The 16,492-nt window shown below is 58.1% G+C and carries 17 protein-coding genes; 8 read left to right on the top strand and 9 right to left on the bottom strand.

Annotated elements, in window-relative coordinates:
• On the top strand, nucleotides 1-583 hold a 583-nt coding region (locus tag ABEI27_RS09865), incomplete at its 5' end, for a hypothetical protein (protein WP_375799234.1).
• Nucleotides 584-826: 243 nt separating this feature from the next.
• Complete coding sequence (locus tag ABEI27_RS09860; RefSeq protein WP_375799233.1) at nucleotides 827-1,609, top strand: SDR family NAD(P)-dependent oxidoreductase; 783 nt, start codon at nucleotides 827-829, stop codon at nucleotides 1,607-1,609.
• Between the two features lie 109 nt (nucleotides 1,610-1,718).
• Here ABEI27_RS09860 and ABEI27_RS09855 read toward each other — a convergent pair whose 3' ends face one another.
• From ABEI27_RS09855 to ABEI27_RS09840, 4 genes are all read right to left on the bottom strand, one after another.
• Nucleotides 1,719-1,961 carry a hypothetical protein gene (locus ABEI27_RS09855; RefSeq protein ID WP_375799232.1) on the bottom strand — a complete coding sequence of 81 codons (243 nt, stop codon included), beginning with the start codon at nucleotides 1,959-1,961 and terminating at the stop codon, nucleotides 1,719-1,721.
• A gap of 123 nt (nucleotides 1,962-2,084) precedes the next feature.
• Entirely contained in the window at nucleotides 2,085-3,227 is a 1,143-nt protein-coding gene (locus ABEI27_RS09850) for an aromatic ring-hydroxylating dioxygenase subunit alpha (protein WP_375799231.1), read from the bottom strand.
• A 138-nt stretch (nucleotides 3,228-3,365) separates the two neighbouring features.
• A complete protein-coding gene (locus tag ABEI27_RS09845; protein WP_375799230.1) occupies nucleotides 3,366-4,331 on the bottom strand; it encodes a C-terminal binding protein in 966 nt (321 codons plus the stop codon).
• Between the two features lie 109 nt (nucleotides 4,332-4,440).
• Complete coding sequence (locus ABEI27_RS09840) at nucleotides 4,441-5,280, bottom strand: fumarylacetoacetate hydrolase family protein (protein ID WP_375799229.1); 840 nt, start codon at nucleotides 5,278-5,280, stop codon at nucleotides 4,441-4,443.
• 192 nt (nucleotides 5,281-5,472) lie between these two features.
• Here ABEI27_RS09840 and ABEI27_RS09835 point away from each other — a divergent pair, with 192 nt between their 5' ends.
• The 3 genes from ABEI27_RS09835 to ABEI27_RS09825 all read left to right on the top strand — a co-directional run bounded on the left by ABEI27_RS09835 (nucleotide 5,473) and on the right by ABEI27_RS09825 (nucleotide 8,834).
• Complete coding sequence (locus tag ABEI27_RS09835) at nucleotides 5,473-6,237, top strand: IclR family transcriptional regulator (protein WP_375799228.1); 765 nt, start codon at nucleotides 5,473-5,475, stop codon at nucleotides 6,235-6,237.
• A 576-nt stretch (nucleotides 6,238-6,813) separates the two neighbouring features.
• Nucleotides 6,814-7,722, top strand: coding sequence for a type I 3-dehydroquinate dehydratase (locus ABEI27_RS09830; protein ID WP_375799227.1), 909 nt, complete (start codon nucleotides 6,814-6,816; stop codon nucleotides 7,720-7,722).
• Between the two features lie 338 nt (nucleotides 7,723-8,060).
• The gene (locus tag ABEI27_RS09825) at nucleotides 8,061-8,834 is read left to right on the top strand and encodes an SDR family oxidoreductase (protein ID WP_375799226.1); all 774 of its coding nucleotides are present in this window, start codon (nucleotides 8,061-8,063) and stop codon (nucleotides 8,832-8,834) included.
• A gap of 756 nt (nucleotides 8,835-9,590) precedes the next feature.
• Here the strand turns inward: ABEI27_RS09825 and ABEI27_RS09820 are convergent.
• Together ABEI27_RS09820 and ABEI27_RS09815 are read right to left on the bottom strand one after the other, a co-directional pair.
• On the bottom strand, nucleotides 9,591-10,256 hold the full coding sequence (locus ABEI27_RS09820) for a helix-turn-helix domain-containing protein (RefSeq protein WP_375799225.1): 666 nt from the start codon (nucleotides 10,254-10,256) through the stop codon (nucleotides 9,591-9,593).
• A gap of 634 nt (nucleotides 10,257-10,890) precedes the next feature.
• Nucleotides 10,891-11,124 (bottom strand): hypothetical protein, encoded by a 234-nt coding sequence (locus tag ABEI27_RS09815; protein ID WP_375799224.1) that lies wholly within the window; start codon nucleotides 11,122-11,124, stop codon nucleotides 10,891-10,893.
• A 370-nt stretch (nucleotides 11,125-11,494) separates the two neighbouring features.
• Between ABEI27_RS09815 and ABEI27_RS09810 the strand changes: the two genes are divergently transcribed.
• Nucleotides 11,495-12,292, top strand: a complete 798-nt coding sequence (locus ABEI27_RS09810; protein ID WP_375799223.1) for a BtpA/SgcQ family protein — start codon at nucleotides 11,495-11,497, stop codon at nucleotides 12,290-12,292.
• Here ABEI27_RS09810 and ABEI27_RS09805 read toward each other — a convergent pair.
• Together ABEI27_RS09805 and ABEI27_RS09800 are read right to left on the bottom strand one after the other, a co-directional pair.
• On the bottom strand, nucleotides 12,286-13,215 hold the full coding sequence (locus ABEI27_RS09805; protein WP_375799222.1) for a carbohydrate kinase family protein: 930 nt from the start codon (nucleotides 13,213-13,215) through the stop codon (nucleotides 12,286-12,288). The genes ABEI27_RS09810 and ABEI27_RS09805 overlap by 7 nt on opposite strands.
• A 176-nt stretch (nucleotides 13,216-13,391) precedes the next feature.
• Entirely contained in the window at nucleotides 13,392-13,544 is a 153-nt protein-coding gene (locus tag ABEI27_RS09800; protein ID WP_375799221.1) for a hypothetical protein, read from the bottom strand.
• A 165-nt stretch (nucleotides 13,545-13,709) separates the two neighbouring features.
• Here ABEI27_RS09800 and ABEI27_RS09795 point away from each other — a divergent pair, with 165 nt between their 5' ends.
• Together ABEI27_RS09795 and gfo6 are read left to right on the top strand one after the other, a co-directional pair.
• Nucleotides 13,710-13,916, top strand: coding sequence for a hypothetical protein (locus tag ABEI27_RS09795; RefSeq protein WP_375799220.1), 207 nt, complete (start codon nucleotides 13,710-13,712; stop codon nucleotides 13,914-13,916).
• Between the two features lie 88 nt (nucleotides 13,917-14,004).
• Nucleotides 14,005-15,108 (top strand): D-xylose 1-dehydrogenase Gfo6, encoded by a 1,104-nt coding sequence (gene gfo6, locus ABEI27_RS09790; protein WP_375799219.1) that lies wholly within the window; start codon nucleotides 14,005-14,007, stop codon nucleotides 15,106-15,108.
• Between the two features lie 8 nt (nucleotides 15,109-15,116).
• Here the strand turns inward: gfo6 and ABEI27_RS09785 are convergent, their stop codons facing one another.
• Nucleotides 15,117-15,953, bottom strand: a complete 837-nt coding sequence (locus ABEI27_RS09785) for an aldo/keto reductase (RefSeq protein WP_375799218.1) — start codon at nucleotides 15,951-15,953, stop codon at nucleotides 15,117-15,119.
• Nucleotides 15,954-16,492: the final 539 nt, after the last annotated feature.

The raw sequence follows: 16,492 nt of genomic DNA, 5'->3' as shown, positions 1-16,492 counted from the left end.
GGCAACAATCGAGACAGACCGCGGTGAATGGACGGTGAAGTACGAGGGTGGTGACCTGGAGTGCCTGCAGTTCGACCCCGGACGCGGAAGCGAGGTCTACGTCATCTCGACCGAACAGCCACCAGAGCCGGAAGCGCTTGCGGACGCACTCACCGATTACCCCGCGTTTGTCGCGGGATTCAACGACTACGTCGCCTCACTTGACGGCGCTCTCGACGATGTCTCGACAGACTTCCCCGAAGTCGCGTCGACAGACGGCGTCGTCGTCGAACGTGATCGGGTCCTCGATCGCCTTCGCGGAGTCTGTGACCGCATCGCCGGAGAACAGCAACGCTACGAGGGTGGTGACTACGGGACGTACACGACTCGCCTCGGAGGCGATCGCTGGGAGTTGAAGTGGGATCAGGATAGGGCGTCGTACCTGCGGATCGGTGGTTCGAACGGACTGTATCTGCTCTCGCAGTACGAGCAGCCGTCTGCGGCCGACATCCGGAAATACGCCCCTCAGTTCCGCGAGTTCGTCCGTGCGTACAACGAAGAAGTAGCCGGATTAGAGGCCGATGTGGCGGGCATAGAACTGTGACGATCGGAGACCACCAATTACTAATTATTGGCAATCGAACCTTTTTTATAGTAGCGTCTGCGAGTTTTCGCTCACCCGATCGCACGACTGCGTGTAATCAGATGTGCGATCAGTTGCAAACGCTACTATACTCGATGGAAACCACTCCCTTCCTGAAACTCGGTTCAAGCAGTCGACGAGGTCATTCGTTCGGACCGCACTGCGCGGCTAGCTTTTAATATGGACTGATCAGAGTCGATTCATATGGCGCGCGTCAATTACGACTTCACGAATGAAACTGTCGTCGTAACCGGAGGTTCATCAGGGATCGGCCGAGAACTGTCGCTACAATTCGGAGACGCAGGTGCGACAGTTCTGGTCGCCGACGTCCAGAGAGGACAAGACGACCACACGACTCCAACCCACGAACTCATTCAGGACCGCGGTGGGAACGCGTCGTTCGTCCACACGGACGTTGCCGACTCCGCGGAGATCGAGTCGGTCATCGAGGCCGCCCGCGAGTATGGGGGCCTCGACGTGATGGTAAATAACGCCGGCATCATCGAACGGGGTCCGCTGTTCGACGTCACCGCGGAGACGATAGACCGGGTCCACGCCGTGAACGTTCGGGGCGTGTTACTCGGATGTAAGTATGCGGCCGCAGATATGCTTGACCGCGGAGAGCCGGGTGTCATCCTTAACACTGCGTCGATAAACTCGACGATGGCCGACTACGAACTCCCCGAATACACCGCGTCGAAGGGTGCTGTTCTGATGATCACTCGGACGGCAGCCCTGGAACTCGCAAGTGAAGGCATCCGTGTGAACGCCATCGCGCCGGGGTTCATCCCGACGCAAATGTCCGAAGGCGGTCCCGAGGCTGCCAAGCAAGCGATTCAGGAAGGCGATACTGTCAAACCAATTCCGATGGACCGCGGTGGTGACCCCGCCGAAGTTGCCGCCGGTGGACTGTTCCTCTGTACCGACGCGGGGTCGTACGTGACCGGTGAAGTGTTGCACATCGACGGAGGCTACCACACGCTGTAGTCCTCATTGTTAGGCCGTTCTCTCCAGTCTCAAGCGAAGACGAACCGACGGCCGGTTGCAGTATTCTGCGCGCCCCCCATTCGAATCCGTTACCGCGTCGTAGCGGGACTCACAGGACCCGGTAGTGGTCGTCTATCGGTTCGTAAATCTCGCCGTTCATTCGAAGATCGTAGAGGTCCTCAAGCACCTCGCTGATCGACACTCCCTGATCGTGAAGCGCTGCTGTGAGGATGCCGACCGGGACACCTTCCGGAAAGCGATCTTCAAGATTCAGGAGTACCGACTCCGTCTCCGCCGACGAGGCGGTGAAATTGATAGCCGTTCGCTCCCAATCGATTTCGTGACTGGTCACACGCTTGTGGCGGCGAAAGACCTCGATCGCCTCGTTCGGGTCGGTGACCGGGACGTGTAACTCACACTTCTGGCACGCGACGACACCTGTGTGAGATTCGCTCTGAGACATAAGCTATCCGAATCAGGTGTTGTAGGCTTCCTGTGCGAGTCGGTGAAGCCTGTGGACGCTGTGCTCGTTCGGGCCGAGTTGCCCCTGCCCGAGCGCACCGGATTTCAGGCCCTCGTGCTGGCGTTCGACGATCTCGAAGTCCTCTTCTTGGAGTTGACGACTCGTTCGGATGAGTTCCTCTTCACTCTCCGATAGCTCGGTGTCCTTGAAATAATAGTCCGCGACGAGTTGGATCCGACCCTCATCGATCGGATCGACGTAGTACGTCCCGTAGCCGTCGGCAGTCCCGTACAGATTGAAGGTGAAGTTCGGCCAGAAGTAGTAGAACTTCCCCTCTTCTTCCTCGTGAATACGGACGTCGTCGTCCAACTCGTCCGTGTACTTGTAGTGGAGGATCCAGTGATAATCGTTCACTTCGAGTTCGGAGTCCCCAACCTCGACGCCGCTGATCCAGTCTTGGTGGTTGGCGGCGCAGTGATCACACTCGGAGTAGTTGCTCCCGAAGGTCTTCCAGTTGCACTCGACTTCAGAGACGTACCGCCGTGCGAGCTGGTGCTCTCCAATCGGGAGTTTTTCCAGATCCGATTTCATTGAACCTGCCTGCTCCGCAAGCGAGAGACGCGGTTCGTCGGCAAAGTTAACGAACACGAGTGGTCCGATCGAGTCGCTGTGGACCTCCATCAGGCTGTTTTCCTCCGCATCGAGTTCCCGGATTTCGTCGTCGTCGATGTCGGGATTCAGCGTCGCCTCCTCGAAACTCCTGGGTGTACTCGCGAGGTTACCGTCCAGTTCGAACGTCCAGAGGTGGTACGGACAGGTAATCCGACTCAGACTTCCGGGGTCGGTCATCGGTGTCTCTTCGAGCATCTTCGAGCCTCGGTGGGCGCAGACGTTATAAAAGGCTCGAACGTCCCCGTTGTGATCGCGGGTGATGATGATCTGTTTGTCACCGATCGCCCGCGTGAAGTACTCACCGGGCTCCTGGATCGCGCTCTTGTGGCCGGCGTATATCCAATACTGTCCGAACACCTTCTCCTTCTCCATCTCGAAGACATCAGGATCAGTGAAATGCTTCGCAGGGAGCGCGTTCGTCTCGTCGGTGATGTCCGCACTCACTGCCTGGACCTCGTCGCTGTTATTGTTCCACCTCGTCATAGTATACCATACACAAGACAGGATAAAAAGCGATTGGTCTATACTGATAACCCATTTATATACTGGCGACGATTGATTTGAGGGCGGATTTCACAGTGCGGCTCTCCACAAGCCGAGTGGGCCCCAGAGCGTGAGACGTTACTCTAGCGCAGACCGGTTCACGACGTATTCTGGCACGGTTCCGCTGAGGAACTCGGCTACGTTCTCACCCGCCGTGCGTTGGAGCTCCGCCAGCGCATCCGCCGAATACCACGCGGCGTGTGGCGTGACGACTACATTGTCGAACTCGATGAGCCGTTCATCCTCCGGCGGTTCGCTCTCTAACACGTCTAATCCGGCGTACGCGACGGTTCCATTCTCCACTGCCTCGTAAAGTGCGGCCTGATCGATGATCCCGCCACGTGCTGCGTTGACGAGAGTGACGCCCGATCCCATCGTTTCGAACGCCGACGCATCGAGTAGATTCCTCGTCGCCTCGGTCAGCGGCGTGTGTACCGTTATGATGTCCGAGTTCTCACACAGGCTTGCGAAATCGGTCTTCTCAACGCCGTGTTGGCTCATGTCCTCCGCCGAGACGTACGGGTCATAGCCGACGATGTCAACGTCGAAACCGTGAAGCCGCTTTATTACCTCTAAGCCGATGTCTCCGAGTCCGACCACTCCGACCGTTTTGGTGCTCAAACGGGTTACTGTGCCTGCTGAATCGTACTCCCATCCCCCGGATTTGACGTCGCTATTGTACTGGCAGATCCGACGCTCGCAAGCCAGAATCAGACTCAACGTGTGTGTCGCTACTTCTTCCAGACAGTAGTGAGGCGTATTGAAAACCGGGATGCCACGATCCGTGGCCGCATCTACGTCCACCATATCGACGCCGATCCCGTGGACAGAAACGAACTCCAGATTCGGGAACGCGTCCATAACAGATTCGTCGATTTTGGTCTCTATTGTCATAATCCCGACAGGATTCGCCGCCGATTCGATCAGTTCCTCCTTCGAAGAAACATTGATGATAGTTAGATTCGCGCCGGCGTCTTCTACTATGCCTCTTTCTACCTCGGAGTTGGGTAGCACAGTCCCTGTGAGTACCACGTTCTCTGCCATCGATTGCAGCGTAACTCCCCACCTATATATAAATTTTCGCCCCGATTCCGGCTATCGTGGCACAGCGGAGAGTGCGCAGCTCGACCGCGACCTTCCGTTCACCCAGATTTCACTCTGCTTCCGTCACCGTGTTCTGAAGTGTCCCGATCCCTTCGACTTCGACTTCCACGTCGTCTCCGGGATCCAGACTGATGTCTTGGAAGACGCCGACCCCCTCCGGGGTCCCGGTAGCAATCACGTCTCCGGGCTGGAGTTCGACCAGCGACGAAATGTACGAGACGAGTTCGGCGACAGAATAGATCATCATTTCGGTGCCCTCGTCCTGCATCGTTTCCCCGTTTACCCGCGACGCAATCGAGAGGTCCTGTGGGTCATCGATCTCGTTACAGACGACAAACGGACCGATCGGCGTCGTCGACTGCATCGCCTTCCCGGCGAACCAGTCGACCATGTCGTCGTTCTCGTACGAATAGGACAACTGCAGATCGCGGGCCGAAACGTCGTTCAAAATCGTATATCCAGCGACGTAATCGAGAGCGTCTTCCGTCGACACGTGCCGACAGGGCGTCCCTACGACGCACGCGAGTTCGCCTTCGTAGTCGATCTCGTCTGTGACCGCGGTGTGGTATGAGATCGGTTCGTGTTGCCCCACGAGCGACCGTGCCAACTTAAGAAACAGATATGGGCGTTCGGGGACTGAACGGCCCGATTCTTCGGCGTGCTTCTGATAGTTCAGTGCGGCACAGAAGACGGAACTTTGACTCGTCGTTGGCGGGAGATATGAGATCTCGCCGTGGTTGAATCGCGCTCCATCGTAGTCCGCGGCTACTCCAGGTCGAGACAAAGCATCGGCGAACGAATCGAACACCGGGGTAACGTCGGTTACTTCGTCGTCTTCGAATACTCCGATACGGTTCTCTCCGCCGGTGGCGAACCTGCCAATCTGCATACGGGGAACCTCGTATTCTTATGTAATAAAACCTCTGTCAGAAGGTACTGTAAGCAGGTATTCCTGTGAGCCACGGAGTAGTTTTTATACCTCTGTGATCAATCCGTCCGTATGTATCGGTGTTTCGGGCATCCCCGAGAACTTGTTTTACTAGAGGCGGATTTTATATATTAGCAGCCGCTTTCTTACTGTATGAGAACGTACGAATCTGGTCGGATCCTACAGTCGTCTTCGATGACGCTCGAAATTGTCGACGCAGTGGTCGAATTAGAGGGCGCACGCGTATCGCAGATTGCCGATCAGCTAGATATTTCCGAGAGTGCGGCGAGCAACCACCTGCACACCCTCCGACGGAGCGGGTACCTCACCAAAGAAGGCGACATCTACCAGCCGAGTCTGAAGTTGGCCAAACTCGGGGAACACGCGAAAACCAGGGATCCGGCGTACCGACACGCCATCGAGATTGCGAACGAACTCGACGAGCGAACGAACTTCGAGACGAGTTTTACCGTCGAGGAGAACGGGTTGGGTCGGTACCTTCGACCCGAGGTCGACGCCACGACTGCCGTAGACAACTACTTTACTGTGGGTGAACGGATGTATTTGCACACTACCGCTGCAGGCAAAGCGATTCTCGCTAACTACTCCGAAGCGCGGGTGGACGTGATTATCGACCGTTGGGGTCTCCCCGAACAGACCGAACAGACGATTACGTCGCGTGAACAGTTGCAATCCGAACTGGAAGATGTTCGCAACCGAGGATACGCGCTCAATCGCGGGGAAGATCAGGAGGGAGTATACGCGATCGGCCAAGCAGCGAAAAAACAGAGCGGAGCAGTGCTCGGGGCAATAAGCATCGCTGGACCGACTTACAGAACGAAACAAGGGCGATTCGAAGAACGGTTCACTGACATCCTCGACGAACATATCGCGAAGTTGGAAGCGCGACTCGAGTGATTCACGATTTGTCTCGCATCATCGATGGAGTTCGTAGTGAGTAATTCGGTATGCGAGATGTGGACTTTATATGTGTAGACTCCGACGATCGACCAAACAAAAACAAGTGTACGGATGTTATTCTGTGATGGGTGTATGAAATCCGCTCTCCCACAACATCCCGATCGGTGTTGATAGCTCCCAAAGATCCTATGCTTACCGCTTGAACAGCGGGAAGCCCCGGAGCAATATAAAAAATCTACTATGAGTAAATATATTATACTGACCGGAGAAAGCCACTCAATCTGTGAAATGTAGCGCACACAGCCTGAGCTGCCGGAATCACTGGTGAGGGGCGTTGGGAAGGTCATTTCATCAGCATTTAGAGTAAGCATACAGCGCGAAACCAGGCAGCGTAATCAATCCCGTGAGGGTGAGATAGAATTGATCCCACGGCACTACCTCCGGGTTGCTCAGGTCACCTCCTGTTCGAATAGTCATACCTCCGGCAGTGAAACAGGTCTCATCCCTCTCATATCTAAATCTAGCCCGGTACTTCACACAAGATTTTTATTAGATTAGTTTTATCCTCCTCGTATGGGTGCACAGCAGAACTTCACAGATTTAGCACAGCCTTTCACCTGCGTGGGTGTCTACGAGGAGACGCCCGCTGAGGCGGTCAGCGTAATCAAAGAATCCGAACACAAGGGAGCGGACTCGTTCGTCGTGACGCTGATGGGTGATGGAACCCACGGATTTCGGAAGGAGTTTCTCAACGAAGAGGACCTGAGCCAAGTGTTCAACTGTACGTCGAAGCCGGTGATGGCGATCTACTACCGATGGAACTTCGCCGGCGAGACCATCGACGTCAGCGACGAGGAGCGGCAGGACATTCTGCGGATGGCCGCTCGCGCAGGTGCGGACTCCGTCGATTACGTTGGAGACACGTACGACCCGACTTCCGGTCCCGAACTCTTCTCCGAGGAGGCGGCCGAATACTCACTAAACAGCGAGGGTCCGCCGCAGGAAACCGCTCCTCCGAGAGATTCCGAAGCGTGGGAACGCCAGAAGGCTGAGATCGAGGAGTTCCAGGAGATGGGTGTCGAGGTGCAAACATCGACTCACGCACGTGTTCATCTCGAACCCAACGAGGCCCTCGAGATCGCTCAGGATTTCGCCGATCTGGGTGCCGATATGGTAAAACTCGTCAGTGTGGACCGAAGTTGGGAGGATCTCCTCGATACGTTCCAGGCGTGCGTGCTTATGGACCGCCACCTGGACGCGGACTACATTATGATGAGTCACGGTGAACACGGGATCCTCGGTCGGTATATGGCACCGTACTTTGGTTCGATGTTGACCTTCACCCAAACGTCCTACAGTGCCAATACCAAGGACGCGGGAGGATTCTACTCTCAACCGCTCACTGAGAACGTGCTCGAGATCTTCGATTCGATGAAGAACGTCGAGCCGACAAAGGAGCCAGAAGAGCTCACGTGGATGTGAGCAGCGGGGCTCCACACCGACTTGAATCGTAGGCACGAACCACGCTGATGACCTGTTATCGGTTACTGAATTGACAGCCGCGAAACCGGGGAGAATCCGATGATCCGACCGCCACTCAAGCCGCCATTTTCGGTGAAACGAGCACGGAACATATCCAGCCACTCACACCTATGACGCGCCAAACCTTCGAACAATGACTGAGGAGCATCTGAGGTCCGTGTTTCGTCGCAGTCGGTCCCGCCCGTGCTTTGCTACAGGGGTCGACACGTCTGGCCGTTAATATACTTAGTGTGATAGGATAGCAAAAATTTTTGTACTACGTATAATACTCTAATACGATGCCGGATCTACTGAGCGACAAAACAGCTGTCATCACAGGAGCCTCGAGCGGTAACGGCCGAGCGATTGCGCGGATCTTCGCAGAGAACGGAGCGGACGTCGTCGTCGCTGACATTCAGAAGGAACCCCGCCTCGGTGGAACTCCAACCCACGAACTCATCACCGAGCAGACTTCCTCGCGGGCGGCGTACGTGAAGTGCGACGTGACATCGAATCAGGACCTCCGAGCAGCAATAAATCAAGCGGACGAATACGGCGGTATCGACGTGATGGTGAACAACGCGGGGGTGTTTGCTCACAACGAGGATCTGTTCAATGTGACTGAAGAGGACTATCGCACGATGATGGACGTCAACTCGAAGGGAGCATACTTCGGGTCGCAGTTTGCCGCCGAAAAGATGCAGCAGACTGGCGGCGGAAACATCATCAACCTCTCGAGTATCAACGGCGACATCGGTACTAAGAGTAACGTCGCCTACTGTGCCTCGAAGGGTGCGGTGAAGGTTATGACGTACGCACTTGCCGACGCGCTCGGCCCAGATATTCGAGTCAATGCGATCCATCCAGGGATGATCGAAACTGCCCAGATTGTAAAGGACTACGACCATCTGGAGGAGGAACAACGAGAGGAAAGACTCGATACGATCCCGCTGGAACGGCAGGGTCACCCCGAGGAGATTGGGAAGGCCGCGCTCTTCCTGGCCAGCGACCTCGCCAGTTACGTCAACGCAACCTCGCTCGCCGTCGATGGTGGCGTCGCCAATACCCGGTGACCCATTGCGATACAACGGATCGCGTCAAATATAGCGATTGGTCACCTCATTGAGAGGGCATACCCGTTCCGTTCGTCGTCACCACTCCTCGAACCGGAACACGGACTTCGGTCTGTGAAATAAGCACAAAACAGTCTTTTGCTCACGAACCACGTCGTGTGTGACGGGATAGAGAGCACTTCGATGCCTTTGCCCCGAAACTCGCTCTCATACGGAAAAGTATCAGTTGGTTTTGATTGAACTTGGTAGTCCGTGCACACAGTAGGGTAGTCATATATCATCCGTCTGAGGGGGTGCACTGAAAACCGATGCCGACTCGCTTGCACTGCAACGGTGTGGAGCCACTCCTATGACCGCCGAAATAGGCGGTCCGGTTTGCGTCCCGGGTTCATATCCGGGACAGGCGCAGCGCTCCCTCTGGCGACAACCTAAATATCAGTTGAGTTTATATTAATTTATAGAAATACAATATGACTAATACTTCATACAACCGTCCTGAACTCACTGAAGTAGATTCTTGTAGGAACACCAATCCGTTAATTCTATAGAAACATTAGATAAGTTATTTTTACAAGAGTAGCCGCATCGGTAAAGCGAACAGTTCGCTATTTCGGTCTTCCCATCGGCCACCCGCAACGAATCCAGCAGTTGCCCCACCGTCGCGCAGCGAGCAATATGACAACATTTCTCCTCGCCACCGCAGAGGTCCAGTCGGGGACACTGCGACGAGTGAATCGAAGAGAGCGAGACCGCTGCTCAGTTGTGTGGTTGCTCATCGCGCGCGACGACTGCGGACTCGACGAGCCTTCGGACCCCGCGGCGAACCAACCCACCAGCAGCCGGTTGTGAAATCCCGAGTTCGGCAGCAACCTCGCTCAGTGTCGCCCTCCGCGGTTCCTCGAAGTATCCCATCTCGAAGGCGAGATCCAGTGCCTCTTGCTGGCTCTGGGTCAATTCGGTTTCAGTCGTGCTGTGACCCACGTGGTCGCAGACGCGATTGAGAGTAAACTCGACGTCGTGTTCGACGGCGTATTCCCACAGCGATGCGAGGGCCTCTCGATCCGGAAGCCATACCCGGACCGTCCAGGTGGTTTCCTCGTTACTCCAGCCGAGTGAAATCCCATTCACCGCGGAAATCGCCGCCGAGAACACCGTTGCTGCGTTGTCATACTCGAAGCTGTACACGGCTTCGTCGCCGCGCTCCACGACCTGCTCGAACGACTCAATCGTGTGATCGCGCGCTAATGCCGCCTCGAACCGATCAAAGTCCGCTGTCTGAATCGTAAACAGATGCCTCCCAAGATTCGGCGTTGTCCCAGCACCTGACACCGGCTTGACAACTGCCGACTCGTCGTGTGCGACCGTCTCAGTCAACGCGAGGTCGGGTGATTGCACCTGAATGTTGGCTGTAATATCACTCATAGGTACGACTCTGCACCGGGGTCGACAGGATTGCGTTGGAGATGGCTGGATTTCAATTGCTCGGCACTTTTATTTTCCCAATCGTACGGGTGCGGCTCAGTGGTGTGACAGCGACGCGTAGAACCCACAGCTCCCCGCCAACCGGACGGTCTGTCTGTCCTATGGTAGTGTACGCTTAGTCTTCCCCTTTCGGGACGCACCCGCAACACTCGTCCTCGACAGGCGGGAATAGGAGACGAACGTGGCTATGGAACCCGGGTGAGGTATGACTCAACTACCATATCTGGCTCAATGAACCGCCCAGCCGCTGGCAAGTCAACTCGACGAACGCAGGATGATTTACGTACATTGAAGAGATTCGCGCACTGTGCGACATCCGGCTGTGGTGGTCGTATGACTGAAATGATGCGAGGATGATCTTTCGCGTATGAGTATGCCGGATGGCACCGATGATAAGGCTCCGTTCGTCGTCCAGGAAAACGGACCCATCCTCTATATCAACTCGGTGAGTTTAGAGAACTTCGTAAACTCTCGTGGAATTGAAATAAACACACGGATAACATATCGCATTGGGTATACGTTGCTACAAATTCTCCGAAACCGACATATTCTCCGAGGGACCTTCGAGGTGGGCTCACTCTATCCACGCAGCGAGATAGGTCAGCATCGGAGCAGAGACGACCATTGCAACACCCACGAGACGGACCCGTCGCGTCGCGTTTTCGCGGGGTTGGAATCGGACGGACAGCACGCGACTGTAACTCCAACTGGCGAGCTCGAGCAGTCGGTCCGGGGCGGCGAGATGAATGATGCCAGCGAGCGCGCTCACGACGGCACTCGCGCGCAGCAGCGTGGGCAGTGACGGCATCGGTCTATGTTGGGACGAACAATTGATGTGTCTGTCTCTCGCGCTGGTCTTCGGTCGCCGCACTAGTCGCGCGTCCGCGTCGGTGGCGGGATCCGACCCGTATGGAACTATAGTAGCCTTTGCAACGGATTACACAGCCGATCACACGCAATCGTGCGACCGAGTGAGCGAAGACTTGCAAACGCTACTGTAGCGGGTGTGACTGTGCGATGGCAACGGAGACGCTCTGCTCATCCACCCGGGCGGAGCGGCATCACATTCGTCCGATGCGCAAGCCACCCGCTCCGCCACGCCTACACGACAGGGTGATCACCACTGTCGACGGCGGGCGCAACTGTAGGATTAAGGCCATCCGACGGTCACGAGGGATATGGACGTCTTCAGCACCGACACACCGATTATCGGGATGATTCACCTACCGCCACTCCCGGGAGCCCCCGATTTCGAGGGCGACCGAGGTGACATTCGCCGGCGGCTCCGCCAGGATGCGACCGCCCTCGAATCGGGCGGCGTTGACGGGATTATGCTCGAAAACTTTGGTGATGCGCCGTTTTATCCGGACCGCGTCCCCCGCCACGTTGTCGCTGATATCTCGGCGCTCGCCGCGACGCTTCGCGACCACGTTTCCATCCCGTTCGGCGTGAACGTCCTCAGAAACGACGTACAGAGTGCGCTCGGCGTCGCCGCCGCAACCGACGGGGCCTTCGTCCGAGTGAACGTCCACACTGGAGCCCGGCTCACTGATCAGGGTATCGTCGAGGGACTGGCTCACGAAACACTTAGACTCCGTACGCGACTCGATGCCGACGTGGCGATTCTGGCTGACATCGACGTGAAACACTCCGCGCCGCTAGCCGACCGGTCGGTGAGCGAGGTGGTGGGTGAACTCGTCGAACGCGGCGGAGCCGATGCCGTTGTCGTGAGCGGTCCCGGTACCGGCGAATCGGTCGAGACCACCGTCCTGGAGGACGTGATCGAATCACGCGACGCACACAGTCTCGACACTCCCGTGCTGCTCGGCAGCGGTGTGACGCCCGAAACTGCACCGGAACTACTCTCGCTGGCCGATGGCGCGATCGTCGGTACGGCGCTCAAAAACGGCCGTGAGACGACGAACGCCGTCGATGCGGCGGCAGTCGAGCGTCTCGTCGAAGCCGTGCCTCACTGAGACTGCAGGAACGCTCGAACGTCGCGCTCTGCGGGGAGGGTGCCGCGTGCGCTACCCGCAGTGCAATTGAGGGCCGCCGCGGCAGCGGCGAAGCGTCCCGCGCCCCGCGCGGCGTGGTCATCGAGTACCCACGTGTGGATCAGACCCCCGGTGAACGTATCGCCGGCGCCTGTGGTATCTTCTACGTCCACGTCGAAGGCCGGAACGTTGACCACCGTGTCTCTGTCCAAGAGCAGTGCTCCCTCGCTCCCCTGGGTGACAGCAGCACGAGACACGTTCCGCTCGGATAGCGCCGATATCGCGTCCTCGCCCCCGGCACCGAGATACGACTGCGCAGCGACTTCGCCGACAACGAACAGATCGACGGTAGCGAGTAGCCGATCGACAGTGGCCGGCGTCGTCCCTCGGCCTTCGAGTTCCGAGAGCGGCCCAGCGAGATCGAAAACGAGCGTCGAAATCTCATCCCGCTCGCGGGCGCTCACGAGTGTCGAAACCACTTGATCGGGCGCGTAAGCGCTGGTAAAGACCACGTCCGCGTCGCTCACATACTTCAGGTCTTGCTCATCGACTCCGAGATTCGGCACGCTCGGGCCGCCGGCGACGATCATCCGCTTGCCGTTGGGACCTCGGAGGATCAGCGTGTACGACGATTTTTCGGGTCCGACCTGAATATGTGAACAGTCGATTCCACGGTCCTGGAGATCGGTCTCGATCTCGGTCGCGGCATCGGCACCGACGCGTGTGACGATTCCCGTGTCGTTCCCGAGCGTAGCGAGCGTAGAAGCCACGTTAGCAGCGACCCCTCCCACGTCGGTGGTGTGTTCGCGCACGAACGCGCCGCCGTCGGGTTCCGGCAGGTTCGAGAGGGTGTATAGATGATCGATCACCGCACTCCCGACCGCAACCGCGTCTAGCGACGACATTGGAATGACGTTGTGGACCGATCGTATTGAACCCACAGGCGACGATTTCGACGAAACTGTCGACTTCCCGCTCCCGACCTACGAATGCTTCTCTGTTGTCTTCATTCAAAAAATCGGGCCCTCATCGTTGAGAAAGAGCTTATTGAATTTGTCCGAGTACGTGGCTTCCACGGCCTCTACGGGTCGATGTGGTGAACTGCATCGGATGAAAGCAACCGGCCGGTCGGCAGCGCGATCCACCGGTTCGGGCGCATCCGAATCCACCCCTGGTGAAGCACTCGTTCCTGCTTGAAATCGCCGTACACAGTGGCTTTCTCGTATTCGATCACCGATTCGACGGTGAACTCCTCGGTTATTCCATCCCAGACCGATATGGTGGAATGACCATCCCAGCGGCCTTGCGCTGCGCCGTATTGATGTTTTTCCTAAAATAATCCGTCGGACTCGCTCGAAGCCGCACGAACGCTTATATCGCGTCTCGCAGAAATATGAAAATGATCGACCGCCTCAGGAGAGTCGTCCTCGATCGGTTCAGGAGTACAGAGAGAGGCGACGAGCGAAACGCTGAGACGTTCGTTCCGTCGCCGCTCGATCTGTCCGTCAGAATCGGGCACGGGGGGCGCGACGACGAGGTGGCGCGCGAACTCTCGAAGGTCGACGACCGCGCAGCCGAGTTGCAGGACGCCCGACACGAGAAGTGAGCGGTCGCCCTGGCTTGGGGTTCGCCGACTGGACCGAGGTGAGAGTCCCAGTCGGAACTATTTCCGGCCACCCCGCCGCACTTCGAGTATGGAGCAGCCGTTCGCTGACTACCTCGACGACTTCACACGCCGCGACTGGCAGACGCTCGACCCCGACGACGTGCGTGACCCCGTTCGGATCGCCGTCGTAGGACTGGGCTGGTTCGCCCGTGAATGGGCACTCCCCGGGATTGCGCGGTCGGCGTTCACCGAGGCCACCGTCGTGACCGACGTCGACGCAGATACGGTCGAGACAGTTGCCGCCGAACGCGACCTCCACGGCGTCACTCCCGAAGAACTCCGAACCGGGGCCGTGGCTGACGAGTACGACGCGGTGTACGTCGCGACGCCGAACGCAACCCACCTCGAGTACGTGACAGCGGCAGCCGACCAGGACAAGGCGGTGCTGTGTGAGAAGCCGGTGGAGGCCACGCTCAATCGCGCCCGACGGCTCGTGGACGCGTGCCGCGAGGCGGGCGTGCCGCTGATGATCGGCTATCGGATGCAGACCGATCCCGCGGTGCGCCGACTTCGCGACCTCCTCCAGCGTGGCGTCGCCGGCGACGTGATCCACATCCACGCATCGATGTCCCAGACGATGCTCGGCGAACTCAATGACGACGACGAACAGTGGCGGCTCGACGCCGACCTCTCGGGCGGGAGTGCGGTGATGGATCTCGGCGTCTACCCGCTCAACACCATCCGCTTCGTCCTCGGGAGTGACCCGGTCAGAGTGTCGGGGCGGACCCACGCGGAGCACGAGGCGTTCGCCGACGTCGACGAGCACGCGACGTACCGGCTGGAATTTCTCGGCGGCGTCGACGCGATGTGCACAGTGAGTCAGAACGCCCAGCATACGAGTCGCCTGGAAGTCATCGGAACAGACGCTAGACTGATTCTCGATCCGGCCTTCTACGAGCGAGAGGACCGCGGCTTCGCGGTCGACCGCGGCGAGACGCGGATCGACGTGGAGTTCGAGCAGGTCCACCAACTCGAAGAGGAGTTCGCTTACTTTGGCCACCAGTTACTGGCAGACGATCCGTTCTACCCTGACGGCGAGCATGCGCTCATCGATATGGCGGCGCTCGAGGGGATCTACGAATCGGCCGAAACCGGAGAGCCGGTGACCCTCTCCGGGAAGACGTCGGACTGAGGCCGGCCTCACTGCTCGATGCCGTAGACGTCCCGCGACCAGTCCCGCGTCGGCGTGTCGTAGACCGGGTCATCGCGGTCCCGCTCGTCGAGGCGCCGTCGATCCGCCAGATCGAGTTCCCAGTCGAGGTCAGCGTTCGCCCGCACGTGCTCCGGGGTCGAGGACCGCGGTAACGCGACGACCCCGCGGTCGAGCGCCCACCGGACGATCACCTGCGCCGGATGTTTGTCGTACTTCTCAGCCAACGCTCGGACGGCCTCGTCTTCGAACACTTCCGTCCGGGCCAGCGGCGCTGCCGCTTCAACCACGGTATCGGTTTTTTGACAGTACTTGATGAGATCAGGACGCTGGAGCCACGGGTGAAACTCGATCTGATTCACTGCGATGGGAACGTCCGTGATGTGGTTCGCACAACTCAGTTGATACGCGCTGAAGTTCGAGACGCCGACGTTGCGGACGAGGCCCCGCTCGTGGAGCCGTTTCATCGCCTGCAGCGACTCGCGGAGCGAAATCGCCGGATTCGGCCAGTGGATGAGATAGAGATCGAGATAGTCGGTCCCGAGTCGCTCCAGCGACGCCTCACACGAGCGGATCAGCGATCCGTAGTCCAGATGCTTCGGGAGGACCTTCGACGTGAGAAACACGTCGTCGCGGTCGTACTCCGTGAGGACCTCACCGATGATCGTCTCGTTGTGATATCCTTCGGCGGTGTCGATGTGCGTGTACCCGGCTTCGAGTGCCGCGCGGACACTCTCGACCGTCTGCTCGTCGTCCAGTCCGTACGTGCCCAGTCCGAGCGCGGGGAGTTCGTCACCACTCGGGAGCGTCTGCGTCGGGAGAGCCATAACGAAACGTTCGACGGATCCTCGATTGAAACTACCGCTTCTCTCGTCGGCGCACAGCGGTAATGAATTCGATCACGACCCGGGGACGCACGAGTGCGGGCACACCGGGATGCAGCCTGTCTGACCCTCCATCCGCCCCATCAGCATTTCAGAGGGCACGGCTGTCTACGAACGGCGCTCGCCGCTATCTGGCGTTCGGGCGACGGGTTTGGTACGTGTCGGTCGCGGGGATAGAAGCGGAGATTCGGCATCCGGAGCTACCAGCGGAGGCTCGGTGTCCGCAGCTACCAGCCGAGGACCAGTGTCTGCTATGCGGTGGAGGGCTGATGCGAACCGGCGGGGTGGAGAGCCGAAGCGTCGCGCAGGGGGTGGAGGGCCGATGCGCACGGATACGTTCACCGCCAGCGGGGTCGCTCAGACAGCCCAGTGGCGCTGGAGACGTCAGGCGACTCGCATCCACTGCAAGCATAGCGGGAACGAGAGTAAAAGCACTGCGCTGACATAGCAGAAATATTGATAATGTTAGCAACGGCAACAAC

Origin of the sequence: Halobellus sp. (assembly GCF_042218505.1) — an archaeon.
Classification (GTDB): Archaea; Halobacteriota; Halobacteria; order Halobacteriales; family Haloferacaceae; genus Haloquadratum.
The sequence above is the reverse complement of the archived record's forward strand: the minus strand, read 5'-3'. Positions and strand labels throughout refer to the sequence as shown.

Bases quoted from the DNA above. Each gene is read 5' to 3' on its own strand.
- ABEI27_RS09850 (WP_375799231.1), bottom strand. From the start codon at position 3,227: ATGACGAGGTGGAACAATAACAGCGACGAGGTCCAGGCAGTGAGTGCG.
- gfo6 (WP_375799219.1), top strand. From the start codon at position 14,005: ATGGAGCAGCCGTTCGCTGACTACCTCGACGACTTCACACGCCGCGAC.
- ABEI27_RS09785 (WP_375799218.1), bottom strand. From the start codon at position 15,953: ATGGCTCTCCCGACGCAGACGCTCCCGAGTGGTGACGAACTCCCCGCG.
- ABEI27_RS09825 (WP_375799226.1), top strand. From the start codon at position 8,061: ATGCCGGATCTACTGAGCGACAAAACAGCTGTCATCACAGGAGCCTCG.
- ABEI27_RS09840 (WP_375799229.1), bottom strand. From the start codon at position 5,280: ATGCAGATTGGCAGGTTCGCCACCGGCGGAGAGAACCGTATCGGAGTA.
- ABEI27_RS09820 (WP_375799225.1), bottom strand. From the start codon at position 10,256: ATGAGTGATATTACAGCCAACATTCAGGTGCAATCACCCGACCTCGCG.
- ABEI27_RS09830 (WP_375799227.1), top strand. From the start codon at position 6,814: ATGGGTGCACAGCAGAACTTCACAGATTTAGCACAGCCTTTCACCTGC.
- ABEI27_RS09810 (WP_375799223.1), top strand. From the start codon at position 11,495: ATGGACGTCTTCAGCACCGACACACCGATTATCGGGATGATTCACCTA.
- ABEI27_RS09805 (WP_375799222.1), bottom strand. From the start codon at position 13,215: ATGTCGTCGCTAGACGCGGTTGCGGTCGGGAGTGCGGTGATCGATCAT.
- ABEI27_RS09845 (WP_375799230.1), bottom strand. From the start codon at position 4,331: ATGGCAGAGAACGTGGTACTCACAGGGACTGTGCTACCCAACTCCGAG.
- ABEI27_RS09815 (WP_375799224.1), bottom strand. From the start codon at position 11,124: ATGCCGTCACTGCCCACGCTGCTGCGCGCGAGTGCCGTCGTGAGCGCG.
- ABEI27_RS09860 (WP_375799233.1), top strand. From the start codon at position 827: ATGGCGCGCGTCAATTACGACTTCACGAATGAAACTGTCGTCGTAACC.
- ABEI27_RS09795 (WP_375799220.1), top strand. From the start codon at position 13,710: ATGATCGACCGCCTCAGGAGAGTCGTCCTCGATCGGTTCAGGAGTACA.
- ABEI27_RS09835 (WP_375799228.1), top strand. From the start codon at position 5,473: ATGAGAACGTACGAATCTGGTCGGATCCTACAGTCGTCTTCGATGACG.